The sequence below is a fragment of the Streptomyces sp. CB02400 genome (assembly GCF_001905725.1).
GTDB lineage: Bacteria > Actinomycetota > Actinomycetes > Streptomycetales > Streptomycetaceae > Streptomyces > Streptomyces atrovirens.
Window position 1 is genome coordinate 540,522 of record NZ_LIWB01000003.1, and the last position, 18,980, is coordinate 559,501.

Here is an 18,980-nt window from a genome sequence, read left to right on the forward strand (position 1 = left end):
GTCAGACGTCCCCCGCGATCGTGTTCCGCTCACTGGGCTGCACGTAGACCAGCCCGTCGCCCTCGAACCGGATCTGGAAGGCCTCGCCGCCGCCCTCGCCCATCAGCGTGCGGAAGGTCACACCCGACTGGAAGGACTGCCGCAGGTTCCCCTGGTGGGCCACATAGGCGCCGGGGTCGACCGTCAGCGGGTACTGCGGGCTGACCCGGAGCAGCACCGCCGGCCCGTCCGACAGGAGCGCCGCCTGGCCGTGCCCCTCGACCGTGGTCGTGAACAGCCCGTTGCCCTGCGAGGCCCCGCGCATCCCCGTGAAACTCGTCCCCGTGCGCAGCCCGCCGTCGGTCGCCAGCAGGTTGCTGGACTCCACGTACAGCTTGTCGCCCTGCAGGCCCACCAGATTGATCTCGGAGGCCCGGTCCGCGAAAAAGCAGGTCCCGTGCCCCTTCACCTCCATCAGGGTCATCTGCTCGCCCGTGAGCCTGCGGGTCACCATCCCCCTCAGCCCCTCACCACCACCGCTGAGCTTCTTGAAGGCCATCTCACCGTCGTACGCGACCATGGAGCCGTTCTTCGCCTTCACGGCGTCCCCGGTCATGTCGACGGCGAGCACCTTGCTGCTCTGAAGTCGGAACATCGCCACGCTTGCGACGGTAGCCGCACCTTCGCCCCCACCGACAGATCCCGAAGGTGGAGTCGCACCCTGACCGCCCCCTTACGGGATGCGTGGCCCCCCTCCGGTGATCGCGGACGGCGTTTGCCACAATGGCGGGGCGCTTGTGCGTGCGTTCACAAGCCGTCCGACCCGTAGACGCCGACGTCTCTCCCACCGAAGGTGACCCGTGGACATCAAGACCGCCTCCGCCCTCCGCCGCCTCCGCCTGGTCTCGGGCCCCGAAGCGATCTCGTTCCTGCTGCTGCTCGTCTGCTCGGTCCTCAAGCGGACCACGGACTTCAACGCCGTCCCGGTGATGGGCGCGGTCCACGGCTTCCTCTTCGTCCTCTACGTGCTCTTCTGGGCCGACGCCTGGAACCGCGCCAAGTGGTCGCTGGGGACCGCCGCCTTCTACTTCCTGATGTCGGTCCTGCCCACCGGCGGCTTCTTCGCCGACCGCCGCCTCAAGCGCGAGGCCGAGGACGCGGTGATCGCCTCCCGCGCCCGTAACGAAGGGGTCGTGGGCGCGTGATCGTCGCCTTCTCCGTGACACCGCTCGGTGTCGGCGAGGACGTGGGGGAGTACGTCGCCGACGCCGTGCGCGTGGTCCGCGAATCCGGTCTCCCGAACCGCACCGACGCGATGTTCACCTCGATCGAGGGTGAGTGGGACGAGGTCATGGACGTGGTCAGGCGCGCCGTGGCCGCGGTGGAGGCGCGCGCACCGCGCGTCTCCCTCGTCCTCAAGGCGGACGTCCGCCCGGGTGTGGAGGACGGTCTCACGTCCAAGGTGGAGACCGTCGAAAGGCATCTGGCGCAACGCGACGGCTGACCGACGGGACCGATGAGTGAGACAGGGCTGACCGACATATGACCGGCCGGTAGGGTCTGGTCCGTGCCGAAGCCGCTCAGTCTCTCGTTCGATCCCATCGCCCGCGCCGACGAGCTCTGGAAGCAGCGCTGGGGAAACGTGCCGTCGATGGCCGCGATCACCTCGATCATGCGGGCACAGCAGATCCTGCTGGCCGAGGTGGACGCGGTCGTCAAGCCGTACGGGCTCACGTTCGCGCGGTACGAGGCGCTGGTGCTGCTGACCTTCTCCAAGTCGGGCGAGCTGCCGATGTCCAAGATCGGCGAGCGGCTCATGGTGCACCCCACGTCGGTGACGAACACCGTGGACCGCCTGGTGCGCTCGGGCCTGGTCGCCAAGCGTCCCAACCCCAACGACGGCCGAGGCACCCTCGCGACCATCACCGACAAGGGCCGCGAGGTCGTCGAGTCCGCCACCCGCGACCTGATGGCCATGGACTTCGGCCTGGGCGCGTACGACGCCGAGGAGTGCGGCGAACTCTTCGCGATGCTCCGGCCACTGCGGCTGGCGGCGGGGGACTTCGAGGGGGAGTAGCCTTCCCGTGGGTCAGCACGTTGTTCCCCGCCGTCGCGGGGGTGTTCCGAGCGTCCTGACGCGCTGGCGCATGATGGCTTACCGCTCCCCGCCGACGCGGGGATTTTTCGGACGGTTACGCTCGTATCCATGAAACGAAGCGTGCTGACCCGCTACCGGATCATGGCCTACGTCACCGGTGTCCTCCTCGTCGCGCTGACCCTCGGCATGATCGGCAAGTACGCGCTCGACATGGGCGGGGCGGCCGACTTCACACAGGTGGTCAGCATCGCCCACGGATGGCTGTACGTCGTCTACCTGATCTTCGCCTTCGACCTCGGTTCCAAGGCGAAGTGGCCGGTCAAGAAGCAGCTCTGGGTACTCCTCGCCGGCACCGTCCCCACCGCCGCGTTCTTCGTGGAGCGCAGGATCAGCCGCGAGCTGGAGGGCAAGGTCGCGGACGAGGCCCCCGCGGTCGCGTAACGCGTCTCACCGCCGTACGGAGCAGCGTGCGGCGGTCTCCCATCGACATTTACTAGGACGTCCTAGTAAATTCGAAGGCATGGACGCTGACGCCATCGAGGAGGGCCGCCGACGCTGGCAGGCCCGGTACGACGCCGCTCGCAAGCGCGACGCGGATTTCACCACGCTCTCCGGCGATCCCGTGGAGCCGGTGTACGGGCCCCGGACCGGGGACAGCTACGAAGGGTTCGAGCGGATCGGCTGGCCGGGGGAGTACCCCTTCACCCGCGGGCTGTATCCGACCGGCTACCGGGGGCGTACGTGGACCATCCGGCAGTTCGCCGGGTTCGGTAACGCCGAGCAGACCAACGAGCGGTACAAGATGATCCTCGGCAACGGCGGAGGCGGGCTCTCCGTCGCCTTCGACATGCCGACGCTCATGGGCCGCGACTCCGACGACCCGCGCTCCCTGGGCGAGGTCGGCCACTGCGGGGTGGCGATCGACTCGGCCGCCGACATGGAGGTCCTGTTCCGGGACATCCCGCTCGGGGACGTGACGACCTCCATGACGATCAGCGGGCCCGCCGTGCCCGTCTTCTGCATGTACCTCGTCGCCGCCGAGCGCCAGGGCGTCGACCCCGGCGTGCTCAACGGCACGCTGCAGACGGACATCTTCAAGGAGTACATCGCGCAGAAGGAGTGGCTCTTCCAGCCCGAGCCGCACCTGCGCCTCATCGGCGACCTGATGGAGCACTGCGCGGCCGGCATCCCCGCCTACAAGCCGCTGTCGGTCTCCGGCTACCACATCCGCGAGGCCGGGGCGACGGCCGCGCAGGAGCTGGCGTACACGCTCGCGGACGGCTTCGGGTACGTGGAGCTGGGCCTCAGCCGCGGCCTGGACGTCGACGTCTTCGCGCCCGGCCTCTCCTTCTTCTTCGACGCGCACGTCGACTTCTTCGAGGAGATCGCCAAGTTCCGTGCGGCCAGGCGCATCTGGGCGCGCTGGATGCGGGACGTCTACGGCGCGAAGAGCGACAAGGCGCAGTGGCTGCGCTTCCACACCCAGACCGCCGGTGTCTCGCTGACCGCGCAGCAGCCGTACAACAACGTCGTACGGACGGCCGTGGAGGCCCTGGCCGCCGTGCTCGGCGGGACCAACTCCCTCCACACCAACGCCCTCGACGAGACCCTCGCGCTGCCCAGCGAACAGGCCGCCGAGATCGCCCTGCGCACCCAGCAGGTGCTGATGGAGGAGACCGGCGTCGGCAACGTCGCCGACCCGCTGGGCGGTTCCTGGTACGTCGAGCAGCTCACCGACCGCATCGAGGCGGACGCCGAGAAGATCTTCGAGCAGATCAAGGAGCGGGGCCTGCGGGCCCACCCGGACGGGCGGCACCCGATCGGGCCGATCACCTCCGGCATCCTGCGCGGCATCGAGGACGGCTGGTTCACCGGCGAGATCGCCGAGTCGGCGTTCCGCTACCAGCAGGCGCTGGAGAAGGGCGACAAGCGGGTCGTCGGCGTCAACGTCCACACCGGTTCCGTCACCGGCGACCTGGAGATCCTGCGGGTCAGCCACGAGGTGGAGCGCGAGCAGGTGCGGCTCCTCGGCGAGCGCAAGGCCGCCCGCGACGACGCGAAGGTGCGCGGCGCGCTCGACGCCATGGTCGCGGCCGCGCGCTCCGGCGCCAACATGATCGAGCCGATGCTGGACGCCGTCCGCGCGGAGGCGACCCTCGGCGAGATCTGCGGTGTCCTGCGCGACGAGTGGGGCGTGTACACGGAGCCCGCCGGGTTCTAGACCCGACGCCACTCCGTCACGACGGCGGGGGAGCCGCCGACGCGGCCGCCCCCGCCGTCGTGACGCCGGTCGGAGGCGTTCCGGGCGTGGAGCCGGTGTCCTGCGCCGGGACCGCGCGGAAGGGAGATCGCCGTGGTCCGCGGTCCTGATCCGGGCCACGGCGACCTCCGTGCCGGAGGCCACGTCAGCGGCGGGTGATCTCCACGGTCACCTCGGCGGAGGCCGCGGTGTGCCAGGAGTCACCGGCGTACGTCACGCCGTACCTCGCCTGACCGAGCCTGCTCGGCGTGTCGGTCACGGCGAAGGTGCCGTCGGCCGACACCGTGACGGTGCCCAGCGAGGTGCCTTCCGGAGCGGCGGCGTCGTAGCGCTTCACCGCGACGGTGGTGCCGGGAGCGAAGCCGGCGGCCGGTGCCAGGGTGCCGGTGACGGTCAGTTCCCGGTACCTCCTGCTGGTCGGGGGCGCATCGAGGGTGAGGGTGGTCTGCACGGTGGTGGCGACCTGCCGCGCATGGAAACGGAGTCCGAGGACGCGGGGCTGCTGCGTCACGGCGAAGATCCGGCTCCCGTCCGGCGCCCAGGCCAGCCCCTCGGCCACCAGGCCCTCGGTGTCACCGCCCAGCTCGACCGTGGTCAGCGGAGCGGGAGCGCCCGGCGCGTAGAAGGACAGGTCCGGCACGTCGACGCTGTTGTTGGAGGTTCCTCCGGCCACCGTGCCGTCGGGTGCGACGGCGACGGCCAGGGGGGAGGGCGACGCGTGAGTTCCCTGGTCCGAGAGGTCGTCGAGGCGGAAGACCTGGTACCCGGGCGAGATCAGGGCGGCCACGACGACGCTCCGGCCGTCGGGCGTCACGGCCAGGTCCCGCAGACCGTTCATCTCCGTCCCGGAGAGGACCCGTCGGGCGGCCACCTCGGGCGTTCCGCTGCTCACGTCGTACACCGTGAGGGTGTTGGCGTTGGTGCCGCCCGTGCCGGTCACCAGCACGTTGGGGTCGGTGGGAGAGGTGACGAGATCCGCACCCCAGTCCAGTGAACCGTCCAGACCGAGTTCGATCACCGGCTCGGCAGTGGCCACGTCGACCGACCCCAGGTCCCCGGTGATGCCGTACCCGAACCACAGCTTCCCGCCCGCGAAGGCCAGGCTCCACGGGGCGGTGTCCTCGCCCACGAAGTACCGTGCGGTCTCCGTCAGTGTCGCGGTGTCGTACGCGACGATGGTGTCGATGTCCCGCGCGGCCACGTAAAGGGTCCGGGAGTCGGGCGAGAGGGCCAGCCCGCCGGCGCCCGGCAGGCCGCTCAGCCAGGTGCTGTTCCCGCCGTCGTAGTCCGTCACCACGACTCGGCCGTCGATCCCCGCGGGCATGCTGAGGAAGACCTGCCGGTTGCTCCCGTCGACCTCCATGTCGGCGAGGGAGTACATCGGCAGCGGCACGGGGTCCGCCGCGAACGCCGGGGCGGCTCCCGGAACGGTCAGCAGCAGCGAGCCGAGGGCTGCGGTGAGCGTGGTGCCCAGCGCCCGTCTGAGTATGCGCAAGGTAGTGCCCTTCTGTGTCCCATGAATCACGTCGGCACACCGGTTGGACGACCGGAGGGGACGGCGCGGGACGCCGCCCGCCAGGATTCTGCGGCGCGGAGTCCCTTGGATCACGGCGGCACACCGGTTGGACGACCGGAGGGGAAGGCGCGCGGCAGGGGAGACGGCTCCCCACCTCGTCCCGGGAGACGCTCAGTCGAGACAGAACTCGTTGCCCTCGATGTCCCGCATCACGATGCACGACTCGTTGTCCTCGTCGGCGTACAGCGTCCGCTCGTGTACCGCGCCGAGCGCGACCAGTCGTGCGCACTCGGCTTCGAGCGTGGCGAGGCGCTCCTCACCCACGAGCCCGGTACCGGCCCGCACGTCGAGATGCACCCGGTTCTTGACGACCTTCCCTTCGGGGACGCGCTGGAAGAACAGTCGCGGGCCCGCGCCTGAGGGATCGACGCACGCGAACCACACGACCTGATGGTCGGACGGCAGCGAGCGGTGGTAATCGTCCCAAGTGGCGAATCCCTCCGGAGGAGGCGGTACGACGTACCCCAACACCTCGCACCAGAAACGGGCGAGGCGCTCGGGGTCCGCGCAGTCGAAGGTGACCTGGAACTTCTTGACCGATGCCATCGAGGCACCGTAGCAAGGGCTTTGTCGCTCGTTTCCCGGTGGGGATCCGGCGGCCGACGGAACGTGCTCGATATGAGTGGCCCCGCCGCGCGATCGTGTCACGGCTTGCGGGCCACCGCGCCGTACAGCGAGATCACGGCGTTCTCGTCGGTGCTCTCCCCGACGGCGAGCTCGGGGTGCCAGTCGGTCAGCTGGACCAGGCCCGGCTCCACGGGCTCCAGGCCCTCGAAGAAGCGGGCGATCTCCGCGCGGCTGCGCGGCGCGAGCGTGACGCCGCCCGCCTTGTACATCTCGACCCCGCGGCCGACCGCCTCGGGGTCGAAATCCGCCGTGAGCTGCGACAGGACCAGATGACTGCCGGAGGGCAGCGCCTCGACGAGCCGCGCCACCAGCCCGTACGGATCGTCCTCGTCGCCGAGGAAGTGCGTCAGCGCGACGAGGGACAATGCCACCGGCCGCTCGAAGTCCAGCTTCTCGCGGGCCTGTTCCAGGATGCGGCCGGGTTCGCGCACATCGGCCTGGACGTAGTCGGTGACGCCCTCGGGGGTGCTGCGCAGCAGCGCCTCGGCGTGCTTCAGCACGATGGGATCGTTGTCCGTGTAGACCACGCGGGACTCGGGCGCGATGCCCTGGGCCACCTGGTGCAGATTGGGCTCGGTGGGGATGCCGGTGCCGATGTCCAGGTACTGGCGGACGCCCGCCTCACCGGCCAGCCATCGGGTGACCCGCTGCATGAACCAGCGGTTGGTGCGGGCGACGTGCCGGGCCGTGCCGTCGACGCCCATGATCTGCCGACCCAGCTCCTCGTCGACCGGGTAGTTGTCCTTGCCGCCGAGGAACCAGTCGTAGACCCGGGCCGGGTGCGGCCTGGAGGTGTCGATCCGTGCGGTGGCGGGTTCGGTCCCTGTCCCGGTCATGTGCGCCTCCCTGGCTGCTCGGCGTCCCGCGCGTTCCGGCGCGGGGTGATCATCGATCCTCGCAGCGCGCCGGGGGCGGTGACAGGCGACTACCGGCCGACCGTGGCCGGTTCAGGGCCCTGGGGCGGAGAGACCCGACAGCAGGACCCGGGTGAAGCCGTGCACCCATTCCTCGTCGGCCGGTTCCGCGCTCACCAGGGTGCGGTGCACCACCGCGCCGGCCACCATGTCGAAGATCAGGTCGACCGTACGCTCCGCCTCCCGCGCGTCGGACTCCGGCGGTAGTTCGCCCCGCGCCTGCGCCCGCGCCCGGCCGGCGAGGACGAGACGCTTCTGCCGGTCCACGATCGAGGCGCGGATGCGCTCGCGCAGGGCGTCGTCGCGGGTGGACTCGGCGACCACCGCCATCAGTCCGTTCCGGGCCTCCGGGCGGGCCAGGATCGCGGCGAACTGGAGTACCACGCCCTCGATGTCGGCGGCGAGTGAGCCGCGGTCGGGCAGGGTCAGCTCGTCGAAGAGTTCCGCGACGGCGTCCACGACCAGTTCGTTCTTGCCCGCCCAGCGCCGGTAGAGGGTGGTCTTGGCGACCCCGGCGCGGACCGCCACGTCTCCCAAGGTGAGCTTGGACCAGCCCAGTTCGACCAGAGCCGCACGGGTCGCGGCCAGGATCGCGGCATCCGCGGCGGCACTGCGCGGGCGCCCGGTGCGACTGACGGGGGTGCGGCTCTGCATGGCACGACGATAACGGCGGATTCCGTGCGGTCGTGCGTGAGGGAGATCACCGGGGCACCCTGTTCAGCAGGCCCCGGTCGGTATTACGCTACGACCCGTAGCGAAAGCGCGCACGACCGGCGTGCCCGAGCGACGACCACCGGCGCGGGGTGGGGACCCGGCGTCAACAACACGCGTACGCCTGGCTTTCCCGGGCGTTTTCACACACACGCACCGTACGGGGGAGGATAGACGCATGCAGCCACGGAACATGTCCATGAGCGGAGTCGTCGACCTCGCCGCGGTGAAGGCGGCCCAGGAGGCCAAGGCGAAGGCGGAGCAGGCGCGCGCGGAAGCGGCCCGGCAGGGCGGCGGGGGCGCCATCTCCCCGGCCGATCTCGTCATCGACGTCGACGAGGCCGGCTTCGAGCGCGACGTCCTGCAGCGGTCCACCGAGGTCCCGGTCGTCATCGACTTCTGGGCCGAGTGGTGCGAGCCCTGCAAGCAGCTGAGCCCGCTGCTTGAGCGGCTCACCGTCGAGTACAACGGCCGCGTCCTGCTCGCCAAGATCGACGTCGACGCCAACCAGATGCTGATGCAGCAGTTCGGGATCCAGGGGATCCCGGCGGTCTTCGCGGTGGTCGCCGGGCAGGCGCTGCCGCTCTTCCAGGGGGCCGCGGGCGAGGCGCAGATCCGCCAGACCCTGGACCAGCTGGTGCAGGTCGGCGAGCAGCGCTTCGGCCTGACCGGCCTCGACGTCGACCCCGACGCCGTACCGGGCGGTGGCGCCCCGGCGGAGACCCCGGGCGAGGCCGTCGGTCCGTACGACGCCCTGCTGGAGGCCGCCGTACGGGCGCTGGACAGCGGCGACCTCGCCGGTGCCGTCCAGGCGTACAAGAACGTGCTCACCGACGACCCGACCAACCCCGAGGCCACGCTGGGTCTCGCCCAGGCCGAACTGCTCCAGCGGGTGCAGGGCCTGGACCCGGCGAAGGTGCGCGGGGACGCCGCCGAGAAGCCGGGGGACGCCGCCGCGCAGATCGCCGCCGCCGACCTGGACCTGGTGGGCGGTCATGTCGAGGACGCCTTCGGCCGGCTCATCGAGACGGTGGGGCGCACCGCGGGCGACGACCGCAATGCCGTACGGGTGCGGCTGCTGGAGCTGTTCGAGGTGGTCGGCGCCGACGACCCGCGGGTGATCGCCGCGCGCCGGGCGCTGGCGCGGGCCCTGTTCTGAGCCACCCGGGCGCCGTTGCCCGATTCCGGTCGGTTTGCCGGGGGTTCGGGCGCGTGGGGCCCGAGTTGCCGTTCGGTTCACGGATGCCGGTGCGGCCGCGCTTTACCAAAACTTGGTAATCGCGGCCGCTGTTACTGCCAGTAAGTCACAGGCTTTGGTCTGTCGTGTTCTGTCCGCCGATCAATGGTTTTGTACGGCACGTGCGGTGAACCCAGCGTCGCCGCGTGGCGTCGGCGGGTCGTTACGGGGTTACCCGGCCGTTACTAGCGAGTAACGAACCCCCTTGTGTCGACGGCGAGAATGGACCACGATCGGCGACGCTCGGTCCATCACCCGTATCCCGACAGCCGGTCGGGCCGCGGGAACTCCTGGGTCCCCACCGAGCAGAACCGGCGGCAGTGACGCCGGTTCTTGGACAGGGGGGTCTTCGCCCACCCGGCGAAGCCTGTCCAGCAGGGTTGTGCGTGATGCGTGTCAGGCGCGACCAGTGGTTGTCGCTCGGGGGTGATCGCCGGTGATCGGGCGCGTCGTACGCGCCGTCGAGCTCGGGCGCTCTCCTTCCCGAGGACGTAGCACTTCTCCCATCCCTGCCCGGCCGGGCCGCCGTTCATGGCGACGGGCCGGGGCAGGAGATGTACGTCCGAGAAGGAGGAAATATGGAGTCCCAGGTGCGTGGCGGGACCAGATGGAAGCGGTTCGCTGTGGTCATGGTGCCCAGCGTGCTCGCTACGGCGGCGGTGGGTGTCGGCCTGGCGCAGGGCGCGCTCGCCGCGTCGTTCAGCGTGTCCGGCCAGCAGTTCAAGGTGAAGGCCGGTCACCTGTACGGTGAGGGTTTCGCCCAGTACGGCGGTATGGACGAGGGTTACACGTCGGTCGCCGGCGATGAGAAGACGAAGCGCCCGGTCGCGATCTCGTCGTTCAAGACCGCCGAGATCACCAAGATGTGCCAATCGGTCAAGACGACGATCCCGGTCCTCAACAAGACGGTCTACCTCCGTCTTGAGGCGGGCAACGACGCGAAGAACCCGGTCACGGCCGAGAACCTCTACATCGACGTCGCCCAGCTGGACGCCGACGCCACGTTCAAGAACATCGACATCGGTGTGGCGGTCCAGGACCAGCACCGCGGGCCGGCTGTGAAGCAGGACGGCACCTCGCTGCCGGGCGGCTTCGCCCAGCAGGCCGAGTCTGCCGATCTCTACAACGTCGAGCAGACGGCGTGGGCGACCACGGCCGGCACGTTCAAGCTCAGCGGCCTGAAGATGCGTCTCGGCGCAGACCCGAAGATGGAGTGCTTCTGACGGTTCCGTCATCGGGATGACCTCGGCTGGCTGAGTGGCCGAGGAGGGGTGGGGAGGGTTCGCCTCCCCACCCGCCCGGCTCGCCGCCCGACGGCGGGCACTCGCTGATAGTCAGACACTTCCGGCTTCTCCGTGCCTAGGCCGAGCCGATACGTACGTTCACCGGACCAGGGAGCTGTTTTCCATGAGTGCCGAGACTCCGGTCCAGAGCGCCGGTACCTTCACCCGGCTGCGTCTGCGATTCCGCAACTGGCGGGGCACCCGGCCGTTCTGGGCCGGTCTGCTCACGCTGCTGGGTGGCATCCCCATCGCGTACTTCCCCTACGCCACGCTCAAGCTGGGCCACATGTCGATCGCCATGGCGACGACGGCCGGCGCGGGGTCGCTGATCATCGGCGTGCTGCTGGTCACGCTGGGCCTGACCATGTGGTTCCAGTCCGCCACCCGAATTTTCGCCGGTGTCGCGGCGATCCTGCTGGCCCTGGTGTCGCTGGTGATCTCCAACATAGGCGGCTTCCTGATCGGCTTCCTGCTCTCGCTGGTCGGCGGTGCGCTCGCCCTATCCTGGGCGCCGGGCGAGCCGCCGGTCGAGGCGGCGGGGGAGCACGACGGTGCCGAGGCGCCCACGGGTGAGGCGGCGCCGGACGACGTGTCCCAGGACCCCGCCATGGCGCCGCAGTTCCCGGCCGTTTCCTTCGAGAAGGGGGAAGACGGTGAGGCGGACGGCGTCCGGGCCGCAGGGGGGCACCGTGTCGGCTGACGAGGTGCGCGGACCGCGTCACGCGGCCCCGAAGAAGCCGCTGTTCACCAGGTTCCACGTGCCGAGCGGCAAGGCGATCGCCCTGGCGGCGATGCCCACGGCGGTCCTCATGGGGATGGGGTTCACGCCGACGCTGGCCCTCGCCGACGGCAACGACGGGACGCCGACGGCGAACAGCCTGACCGTCGACGAGTACCAGGCCTGCCTGGAGGTCGTCGAGGACGCCAAGAAGGACGACGCCTCCGCGTCGCCCACGCCGTCCGCGTCGGCGAGCGAGAGCGCGTCCTCGGACGGGGAGCCCTCGGCGGAGACCTCCGAGGAGCAGAAGGCCCCCGAGGCGGACAAGGGCACTGACAAGGAGACGTCCTCTTCGTCGGATTCAGGTTCCGACGACAAGGACGAGCCGGCGCCCGCCACCTCCGCCCCCGCCGCCGAGGACACGACCGAGCCCGAGCCGGAGCCCTCGGAGACCGACCGCAACCTCCTGGAGGGCCTCGGGGACGCCTTCAAGGACGTCTTCACCCCGAAGGAGAAGGAGGCCGAGGCGAGTCCCACCCCGTCCGCCTCCGCCACGGAGGACGACGAGGCCGGGGACGCGGCCGGAACCGCCAAGGAGACCACCGAGAAGGTCACCGAAACGGCGAAGGACACCGCCGAGGACGCCGGCGACAAGGCGACGAAGGCCGCCGAGGACACCAAGAAGACGGTCGAGGAAGCCACCGAGGAGGCCACCGAGACCCCCGAGGCCACCGCCTCCCCCAGCCCCTCCGAGTCGGCCAAGATCGACCCCGAGGACTGCCCGATCGCCACCGACGCCGAGGGCGGCGTCGACAACCAGCTCCTGCTGCCCGACGACCCCTGGACCCTCAACGCCAGCTCGCTGCTGCTGAAGGGCGCCTCGTACGAGGGCATCGTCGAGGTGCGGACGGCGAGCGGCGGCACCAAGAGGGTGCTGAAGTACGTCATCTCCGGCGGCACAGACATCGGGGACCTGCACCAGACGGTCGAGGACAAACGGTCCGGCGCGACCCACCACGTGCAGGCGGCCAAGGGGTCGACGTCCACCATCCGCGACGGCGACACCGTGATGTACACCGAGAGCATCTCCGGCAACCTGCTCGGCCTGATCCCGGTCACGTTCGACCCGGAGCACCCGCCGCCGCTCGACATCCCGCTGATCTACTTCACCAAGGTGACGGTGAAGCAGGCCGGCCAGTTCGGCGGCACCCTGCACGTCCCCGGGCTGCAGCAGTACATCACCACCGGCTGAACGCCACCAAGACCCCCCCCGGGAGCCGCAACACACCGAGGGCGCCCCCTGTGAGACCACAGGGGGCGCCCTCGGTGCCGTACAGGCCCCTTACGGTCAGCCGGTCGCCTCGCCCAGGTGGTGGACGCGGACCATGTTGGTGGTACCGGGGACGCCGGGGGGCGAGCCGGCCGTGATGATCACGATGTCGCCCTCGCTGAAGCGGTTCAGCTTGAGCAGCTCCTGCTCCACCAGCTCGACCATCTCGTCGGTGCTGTTCACGAACGGCGCGACGTACGGCTCCACGCCCCAGCTCAGCGCGAGCTGGTTGCGGGTGGACTCGTCCGTGGTGAACGCCAGGATCGGCTGGGCGGCGCGGTAGCGGCACAGCCGCCGGGCCGTGTCACCGGACTGGGTGAAGGCCACCAGGCCCTTGCCGCCGAGGAAGTCGGCGATCTCGCAGGCGGCGCGGGCCACCGAGCCGCCCTGGGTGCGCGGCTTCTTGCCCGGCACCAGCGGCTGCAGGCCCTTGGAGAGCAGCTCCTGCTCGGCCGCCTGGACGATCTTCGACATCGTCCGCACGGTCTCGATCGGGTACGCGCCCACGCTCGACTCGGCCGACAGCATGACCGCGTCGGCGCCGTCCAGGATCGCGTTGGCCACGTCGGAGGCCTCGGCGCGGGTCGGCCGGGAGTTGGTGATCATCGACTCCATCATCTGGGTCGCCACGATCACCGGCTTGGCGTTGCGCCGGCAGAGCTCGATCAGGCGCTTCTGCACCATGGGGACCTTCTCGAGCGGGTACTCGACGGCCAGGTCGCCGCGCGCGACCATGACGGCGTCGAAGGCCGCCACGACGGACTCCATGTTCTCCACCGCCTGCGGCTTCTCCACCTTGGCGATGACGGGGACCCGGCGGCCCTCCTCGTCCATCACGCGGTGGACGTCGGCGACGTCCTTGGCGTCCCGGACGAAGGACAGCGCGACCAGGTCGCAGCCCATCCGCAGGGCGAACCGCAGGTCCTCGATGTCCTTCTCGGACAGCGCGGGCACGTTCACCGCCGCGCCGGGCAGGTTGATGCCCTTGTGGTCGGAGATGACACCGCCCTCGATGACGATCGACTTCACGCGGGAGCCGTCGACCTCGGTGACCTTCAGCTCGACGTTGCCGTCGTTGATCAGGATCTGGTCGCCCTTGGCCACGTCACCGGGCAGGCCCTTGTAGGTCGTTCCGCAGATCGTCTTGTCGCCCGGGACGTCCTCGGTGGTGATGGTGAACTCGTCACCGCGCACCAGCTCGACGGGACCCTCGGCGAAGGTCTCCAGGCGGATCTTCGGGCCCTGGAGGTCGGCGAGGACACCGATGGCCCTGCCCGTCTCCTTGGCGGCGGCACGGACCCGGTCGTACCGGCCCTGGTGCTCGGCGTGCGAGCCGTGGCTGAAGTTGAAGCGGGCCACGTTCATGCCGGCTTCGATCAGAGCGACGAGCTGCTCGTGGGAGTCGACCGCGGGGCCGAGAGTACAGACGATTTTCGAACGGCGCATGGGGCGATCCTATCGGTTTGTTTCGCAGCGGAATATTCCGTCTGACGGAAAGTACAAATGAGGAAGTCCCTGCTCAGTTGTTCTTTCCGACCAGTGCGTATGTCTGCTGAGCGATCTCCATTTCCTCGTCCGTCGGTACCACCGCGACCGCGACCCGCGCGCCCTCGGGCGAGATCAGCCGCGGCCCGCCACCGCGTACGGCGTTGCGCCCGCCGTCCACCGCCAGGCCCAGCCCCTCCAGGCCCGCCACGGCCGCCTCCCGCACCGGGGCGGCGTTCTCGCCGACCCCGGCGGTGAAGGCCACCGCGTCCACCCGCCCGAGAACGGCGTAATAGGCGCCGATGTACTTCTTCAGACGGTGAATGTAGATGTCGAACGCCAGCTCCGCCTGTTCGTCGCCCTCGTCGATCCGGCGCCGGATCTCCCTCATGTCGTTGTCACCGCACAGTCCGACCAGACCGCTCTTCTTGTTGAGGAGAGTGTCGATCTCGTCGGCGGACATTCCGCCAACACGCATCAAATGGAAGATGACGGCCGGGTCCATGTCTCCGGACCGCGTACCCATCACGAGCCCCTCCAAGGGCGTCAGCCCCATGGAGGTGTCCACGCAACGACCGCCCCGTACGGCCGAGGCGGACGCCCCGTTGCCCAGGTGCAGCACGATGACGTTCACCTCCTCGGGCGCCTTGCCCAGCAGCTCGGCCGTCGCCCGGGAGACGTACGCGTGCGAGGTGCCGTGGAAGCCGTAGCGGCGGACGCGGTGCGCGTCGGCGGTCTCGACGTCGATCGCGTAGCGGGCCGCCGACTCCGGCATCGTGGTGTGGAAGGCGGTGTCGAAGACGGCGACCTGCGGCAGGTCCGGGCGCAGCGCCATGGCGGTGCGGATGCCGGTCAGGTTGGCCGGGTTGTGCAGCGGCGCCACCGGGATCAGCCGCTCGATCTCGGCCAGCACCCGGTCGTCGATCACCGTCGGCTCGGTGAAGCGCTTCCCGCCGTGCACCACCCGGTGGCCGATCGCGGCCAGCTCGGGGGAGTCGAGGCCGAGACCGTCGGCGGCCAGCTCCTCGGCCATCGTCTTCAGGGCGGCGTCGTGGTCGGCGACCTGCCCGGTCCGCTCCCGGGTCCCGCCGCCCGCCGCGAGCGGGGTGTGCCGGACGAGGGAGGTCCGCTCACCGATCCGCTCGACCAGACCGGAGGCCAGCCGGCTGCTGTCGCGCATGTCCAGCAGCTGGTACTTCACCGACGAGGAGCCGGAGTTGAGGACGAGGACGCGCGTGGAACTCACTGGGCCGCCTTCTCGGTCGGGGACTGGGCCGGGGACTGGGCCTGGATCGCCGTGATGGCGACGGTGTTGACGATGTCCTGGACGAGGGCGCCCCGGGACAGGTCGTTGACCGGCTTGCGCAGACCCTGGAGCACCGGGCCGACGGCGATGGCGCCGGCCGAGCGCTGCACGGCCTTGTAGGTGTTGTTGCCGGTGTTCAGGTCGGGGAAGATCAGCACGGTCGCCTGCCCGGCCACCTCCGAGCCCGGCAGCTTGGTCGCCGCGACCGACGGTTCCACGGCCGCGTCGTACTGGATCGGACCCTCGATCCGCAGATCGGGCCGGCGCGAGCGCACCAGCTCGGTGGCGGCGCGCACCTTGTCGACGTCGGCGCCCGTACCGGACGTACCGGTCGAGTACGACAGCATCGCGATCCGCGGCTCCACCCCGAACCGCGCCGCCGTGACCGCCGACTGCACGGCGATGTCGGCGAGCTGCTCGGCGTCCGGGTCCGGGTTGACCGCGCAGTCGCCGTAGACCAGCACCTTGTCGGCCAGGCACATGAAGAAGACGGAGGAGACGATGCCCGCGTCCGGCTTGGTCTTGATGATCTCGAAGGCGGGCCGGATGGTCGCGGCCGTGGAGTGCACCGAGCCCGACACCATGCCGTCGGCGAGCCCCTCCTGCACCATCAGCGTGCCGAAGTAGTTCACGTCGGAGACGACGTCGTAGGCCAGCTCCACGGTGACGCCCCGGTGGGCGCGCAGGGCCGCGTACTGCTCGGCGAAGGAGTCCCGCAGCTCGGAGGTGGCCGGGTCGATCAGCCGGCTGTCACCGAGGTCGACGCCCAGGTCGGCGGCCTTCTTGCGGATCTGGTCGACGTCCCCGAGCAGGGTCAGCTCGCACACGCCCCGGCGCAGCAGCACCTCGGCCGCGTGCAGCACCCGCTCCTCGGTGCCCTCGGGGAGCACGACCCGGCGCAGGTCGGAGCGGGCCTGCTCCAGCAGCTTGTGCTCGAACATCATCGGGGTGACGCGGTCGCTGCTGGGTGCGGAGACTCGCTTGGTGAGGTCCGCGGTGTCGGCGTACCGCTCGAACAGGCCGAGCGCCCGCTCCGCCTTGCGCGGGGTGGCCGCGTTCAGCTTGCCCTCCAGGGAGAAGAGCTGCTCGGCGGTGGGGAAGCTGGTGCTCGGCACCGACAGCACCGGCGTGCCGGGGGCGAGCCGGTCGGCGAGGGTGAGGATGTGCTCGGCCGGGACCTCGTCCAGGGTGAGCAGCACCCCGGCTATCGGCGGGGTGCCGGCGCTGTGCGCGGCCAGCGCGCCGACGACCAGGTCGGCACGGTCACCCGGCGTCACGACCAGGCAGCCCGGCGTCAGGGCGGCGAGGAAGTTCGGCAGCATGGCACCGCCGAACACGAAGTCCAGGGCGTCGCGGGCCAGCCCGGAGTCGTCGCCGAGCACCACCTTCGCGCCGAGGGTGTGCGCGATCTGGGAGACGGTCGGGGCGGACAGCGCCGGCTCGTCCGGCAGCACGTAGCAGGGCACCGGCAGCCGGCTGGCGAGCCGCTCGGCGAGCTCGTCCCGGTCCTCGCGGGCGACCCGGTTGACCACCATGGCGAGCACGTCGCAGCCCAGCGTGTCGTAGGCGCGGTAGGCGTTGGTGGTCTCGGCGCGCACCGACTCGGCGGTCTGCTTGCGGCCGCCGACGACCGGGATCACGGAGGCGCCGAACTCGTTGGCGAGCCGGGCGTTCAGGCTGAGCTCGTCCGGGAACTGGGTGTCGGCGTAGTCGGTGCCGAGGACGAGGACGACGTCGTAGTCGCGGGCGACCCGGTGGAACCGGTCGACGAGGGTCGACACCAGCTCGTCCGTGCCCTGCTCGGCCTGGAGGGCGGACGCCTCGTGGTAGTCCAGGCCGTAGACGGTCGACGGGTCCTGGGTGAGCCGGTACCGGGCGCGCAGCAGTTCGAAGAGGCGGTCGGGCCCGTCGTGCACCAGGGGACGGAAGACACCCACCCGGTCGACCTGCCTGGTCAGGAGCTCCATGACCCCGAGTTCGACGACCTGGCGGCCGTCGCCGCGGTCGATACCGGTCACGTACACGCTGCGGGTCACGCGCGCTCTCCGTTTCGTCGAGGGCCGCAAGGGTCTTCGGCAAGGTTTTCGGCGGGCCACAAAAATCGCCCACCCAGGTGAGCGGACCCCTCTTGACAATACCTCCGGCACTGGCTAGGGCGCCCGCCCGTACGGCGTCGGCGGCGCCCGGGGGGACGTGAAACAATCGGGACTGACTCACCGGTATCGACAGCGACCAGGAGACTCGGCACGATGCGCATAGGAGTACTCACCGCAGGCGGCGACTGCCCTGGACTGAACGCAGTGATCCGGTCGGTCGTGCACCGGGCGGTCGACAACTACGGCGACGAGGTCATCGGCTTCGAGGACGGCTACTCCGGCCTGCTCGACGGCCGCTACCGCACGCTCGACCTCGACGCGGTCAGCGGCATCCTGGCCCGCGGCGGCACCATACTGGGCTCGTCCCGGCTGGAGCGGGACCGGCTCCGCGAGGCCTGCGAGAACGCCTCCGACATGATCCGCGACTTCGGCATCGACGCGCTGATCCCGATCGGCGGCGAGGGCACGCTCACCGCGGCGCACATGCTGTCGGACGCGGGCCTGCCGGTGGTCGGCGTCCCGAAGACGATCGACAACGACATCTCCTCCACCGACCGCACCTTCGGCTTCGACACGGCGGTCGGTGTGGCGACGGAGGCGATGGACCGCCTCAAGACCACCGCCGAGTCCCACCAGCGCGTGATGGTCGTCGAGGTCATGGGCCGGCACGCGGGCTGGATCGCCCTGGAGTCCGGCATGGCCGCCGGCGCCCACGGCATCTGCCTGCCCGAGCGCCCCTTCGACCCGGCCCAGCTGGTCAAGATGGTGGAGGAACGCTTCGCCCGCGGCAAGAAGTTCGCGGTGATCTGCGTCGCCGAGGGCGCGCACCCGGCCGACGGCACCATGGACTACGGCAAGGGCGAGATCGACAAGTTCGGCCACGAGCGCTTCCAGGGCATCGGCACGGCCCTGGCGTACGAGCTGGAGCGCCGACTCGGCAAGGAGGCCAAGCCGGTCATCCTCGGTCACGTCCAGCGCGGCGGCGTGCCCACGGCGTACGACCGCGTCCTCGCCACCCGCTTCGGCTGGCACGCGGTGGAGGCGGCGCACCGGGGCGAGTTCGGCAAGATGACGTCCCTGCGGGGGACCGACATCGTGATGGTGCCGCTGGCGGAGGCGGTCACCGAACTGAAGACGGTCCCGAAGGACCGGATGGACGAGGCGGAGTCGGTCTTCTAGGAGCACCGCCCGAGGGGTGGCCCCGAGCCGTTGAGCGGTGGAGCGGTGGGGCCACCCGTGCGCTCACTCACACCGTGATGACGCCGATCGAGGGCTGCCCTGGCAGGTCCAGAGCGGCGGCACACAGCTTCGGTATGTGTGATCTGTCGGACGTCACGAGGACTGTCGTCGGCGGACTTGA

At 70.3% G+C, this 18,980-nt stretch carries 18 protein-coding genes; 10 read left to right on the forward strand and 8 right to left on the reverse strand.

Annotated elements, in window-relative coordinates; genetic code table 11:
- Nucleotide 1: 1 nt before the first annotated feature.
- Nucleotides 2-634, reverse strand: coding sequence for an AIM24 family protein (locus AMK33_RS10635; protein ID WP_073932532.1), 633 nt, complete (start codon nucleotides 632-634; stop codon nucleotides 2-4).
- A 205-nt stretch (nucleotides 635-839) separates the two neighbouring features.
- Here AMK33_RS10635 and AMK33_RS10640 point away from each other — a divergent pair, with 205 nt between their 5' ends.
- From AMK33_RS10640 to AMK33_RS10660, 5 genes are all read left to right on the forward strand, one after another.
- Nucleotides 840-1,184: a DUF3817 domain-containing protein gene (locus AMK33_RS10640; RefSeq protein WP_073932533.1), complete on the forward strand. Its 345-nt coding sequence runs from the start codon at nucleotides 840-842 to the stop codon at nucleotides 1,182-1,184.
- Nucleotides 1,181-1,483, forward strand: a complete 303-nt coding sequence (locus AMK33_RS10645) for an MTH1187 family thiamine-binding protein (protein ID WP_073932534.1) — start codon at nucleotides 1,181-1,183, stop codon at nucleotides 1,481-1,483. Before AMK33_RS10640 ends, AMK33_RS10645 begins: the two co-directional genes overlap by 4 nt.
- Nucleotides 1,484-1,546: 63 nt before the next feature.
- The gene (locus AMK33_RS10650; protein WP_073932535.1) at nucleotides 1,547-2,056 is read left to right on the forward strand and encodes a MarR family winged helix-turn-helix transcriptional regulator; all 510 of its coding nucleotides are present in this window, start codon (nucleotides 1,547-1,549) and stop codon (nucleotides 2,054-2,056) included.
- Between the two features lie 129 nt (nucleotides 2,057-2,185).
- Nucleotides 2,186-2,518, forward strand: a complete 333-nt coding sequence (locus AMK33_RS10655) for a DUF3817 domain-containing protein (RefSeq protein ID WP_073932536.1) — start codon at nucleotides 2,186-2,188, stop codon at nucleotides 2,516-2,518.
- Between the two features lie 79 nt (nucleotides 2,519-2,597).
- Nucleotides 2,598-4,298 carry an acyl-CoA mutase large subunit family protein gene (locus tag AMK33_RS10660; RefSeq protein ID WP_073932537.1) on the forward strand — a complete coding sequence of 567 codons (1,701 nt, stop codon included), beginning with the start codon at nucleotides 2,598-2,600 and terminating at the stop codon, nucleotides 4,296-4,298.
- A 184-nt stretch (nucleotides 4,299-4,482) separates the two neighbouring features.
- On the opposite strand, the gene AMK33_RS10665 is transcribed toward AMK33_RS10660, so the two are convergent.
- The 4 genes from AMK33_RS10665 to AMK33_RS10680 form a co-directional block, all read right to left on the reverse strand.
- Nucleotides 4,483-5,832: a WD40 repeat domain-containing protein gene (locus AMK33_RS10665; RefSeq protein ID WP_079194809.1), complete on the reverse strand. Its 1,350-nt coding sequence runs from the start codon at nucleotides 5,830-5,832 to the stop codon at nucleotides 4,483-4,485.
- A gap of 192 nt (nucleotides 5,833-6,024) precedes the next feature.
- The gene (locus tag AMK33_RS10670; RefSeq protein ID WP_073932539.1) at nucleotides 6,025-6,459 is read right to left on the reverse strand and encodes a VOC family protein; all 435 of its coding nucleotides are present in this window, start codon (nucleotides 6,457-6,459) and stop codon (nucleotides 6,025-6,027) included.
- 98 nt (nucleotides 6,460-6,557) lie between these two features.
- Nucleotides 6,558-7,376, reverse strand: a complete 819-nt coding sequence (locus AMK33_RS10675; protein ID WP_073932540.1) for an SAM-dependent methyltransferase — start codon at nucleotides 7,374-7,376, stop codon at nucleotides 6,558-6,560.
- A 111-nt stretch (nucleotides 7,377-7,487) separates the two neighbouring features.
- Nucleotides 7,488-8,108, reverse strand: a complete 621-nt coding sequence (locus tag AMK33_RS10680) for a TetR/AcrR family transcriptional regulator (protein WP_073932541.1) — start codon at nucleotides 8,106-8,108, stop codon at nucleotides 7,488-7,490.
- A 235-nt stretch (nucleotides 8,109-8,343) separates the two neighbouring features.
- Here AMK33_RS10680 and AMK33_RS10685 point away from each other — a divergent pair, with 235 nt between their 5' ends.
- The 4 genes from AMK33_RS10685 to AMK33_RS10705 all read left to right on the forward strand — a co-directional run bounded on the left by AMK33_RS10685 (nucleotide 8,344) and on the right by AMK33_RS10705 (nucleotide 12,655).
- A complete protein-coding gene (locus tag AMK33_RS10685; RefSeq protein ID WP_073932542.1) occupies nucleotides 8,344-9,324 on the forward strand; it encodes a tetratricopeptide repeat protein in 981 nt (326 codons plus the stop codon).
- 656 nt (nucleotides 9,325-9,980) lie between these two features.
- Nucleotides 9,981-10,625 carry a DUF6230 family protein gene (locus AMK33_RS10695; protein WP_073932543.1) on the forward strand — a complete coding sequence of 215 codons (645 nt, stop codon included), beginning with the start codon at nucleotides 9,981-9,983 and terminating at the stop codon, nucleotides 10,623-10,625.
- Nucleotides 10,626-10,809: 184 nt separating this feature from the next.
- Nucleotides 10,810-11,385 carry a DUF6114 domain-containing protein gene (locus tag AMK33_RS10700; protein WP_073932544.1) on the forward strand — a complete coding sequence of 192 codons (576 nt, stop codon included), beginning with the start codon at nucleotides 10,810-10,812 and terminating at the stop codon, nucleotides 11,383-11,385.
- Nucleotides 11,375-12,655, forward strand: a complete 1,281-nt coding sequence (locus AMK33_RS10705) for a hypothetical protein (RefSeq protein WP_073932604.1) — start codon at nucleotides 11,375-11,377, stop codon at nucleotides 12,653-12,655. The genes AMK33_RS10700 and AMK33_RS10705 overlap by 11 nt, the downstream gene beginning before the upstream one ends.
- Before the next feature lie 96 nt (nucleotides 12,656-12,751).
- Here the strand turns inward: AMK33_RS10705 and pyk are convergent, their stop codons facing one another.
- The 3 genes from pyk to pta form a co-directional block, all read right to left on the reverse strand.
- On the reverse strand, nucleotides 12,752-14,179 hold the full coding sequence (gene pyk, locus AMK33_RS10710; protein ID WP_073932545.1) for a pyruvate kinase: 1,428 nt from the start codon (nucleotides 14,177-14,179) through the stop codon (nucleotides 12,752-12,754).
- A 73-nt stretch (nucleotides 14,180-14,252) separates the two neighbouring features.
- Nucleotides 14,253-15,464 carry an acetate kinase gene (locus AMK33_RS10715; RefSeq protein WP_073932546.1) on the reverse strand — a complete coding sequence of 404 codons (1,212 nt, stop codon included), beginning with the start codon at nucleotides 15,462-15,464 and terminating at the stop codon, nucleotides 14,253-14,255.
- Complete coding sequence (gene pta, locus AMK33_RS10720) at nucleotides 15,461-17,560, reverse strand: phosphate acetyltransferase (protein ID WP_073932547.1); 2,100 nt, start codon at nucleotides 17,558-17,560, stop codon at nucleotides 15,461-15,463. The genes AMK33_RS10715 and pta overlap by 4 nt, the downstream gene beginning before the upstream one ends.
- A 213-nt stretch (nucleotides 17,561-17,773) precedes the next feature.
- Between pta and AMK33_RS10725 the strand changes: the two genes are divergently transcribed.
- Nucleotides 17,774-18,799: an ATP-dependent 6-phosphofructokinase gene (locus AMK33_RS10725; protein ID WP_073932548.1), complete on the forward strand. Its 1,026-nt coding sequence runs from the start codon at nucleotides 17,774-17,776 to the stop codon at nucleotides 18,797-18,799.
- Nucleotides 18,800-18,980: the final 181 nt, after the last annotated feature.

Coding starts and splice junctions, on each gene's coding strand:
- AMK33_RS10680 (WP_073932541.1), bottom strand. CDS start 8,108: ATGCAGAGCCGCACCCCCGTCAGTCGCACCGGGCGCCCGCGCAGTGCC.
- AMK33_RS10635 (WP_073932532.1), bottom strand. CDS start 634: ATGTTCCGACTTCAGAGCAGCAAGGTGCTCGCCGTCGACATGACCGGG.
- AMK33_RS10725 (WP_073932548.1), top strand. CDS start 17,774: ATGCGCATAGGAGTACTCACCGCAGGCGGCGACTGCCCTGGACTGAAC.
- AMK33_RS10670 (WP_073932539.1), bottom strand. CDS start 6,459: ATGGCATCGGTCAAGAAGTTCCAGGTCACCTTCGACTGCGCGGACCCC.
- AMK33_RS10660 (WP_073932537.1), top strand. CDS start 2,598: ATGGACGCTGACGCCATCGAGGAGGGCCGCCGACGCTGGCAGGCCCGG.
- AMK33_RS10700 (WP_073932544.1), top strand. CDS start 10,810: ATGAGTGCCGAGACTCCGGTCCAGAGCGCCGGTACCTTCACCCGGCTG.
- AMK33_RS10695 (WP_073932543.1), top strand. CDS start 9,981: ATGGAGTCCCAGGTGCGTGGCGGGACCAGATGGAAGCGGTTCGCTGTG.
- AMK33_RS10675 (WP_073932540.1), bottom strand. CDS start 7,376: ATGACCGGGACAGGGACCGAACCCGCCACCGCACGGATCGACACCTCC.
- AMK33_RS10685 (WP_073932542.1), top strand. CDS start 8,344: ATGCAGCCACGGAACATGTCCATGAGCGGAGTCGTCGACCTCGCCGCG.
- AMK33_RS10655 (WP_073932536.1), top strand. CDS start 2,186: ATGAAACGAAGCGTGCTGACCCGCTACCGGATCATGGCCTACGTCACC.
- pyk (WP_073932545.1), bottom strand. CDS start 14,179: ATGCGCCGTTCGAAAATCGTCTGTACTCTCGGCCCCGCGGTCGACTCC.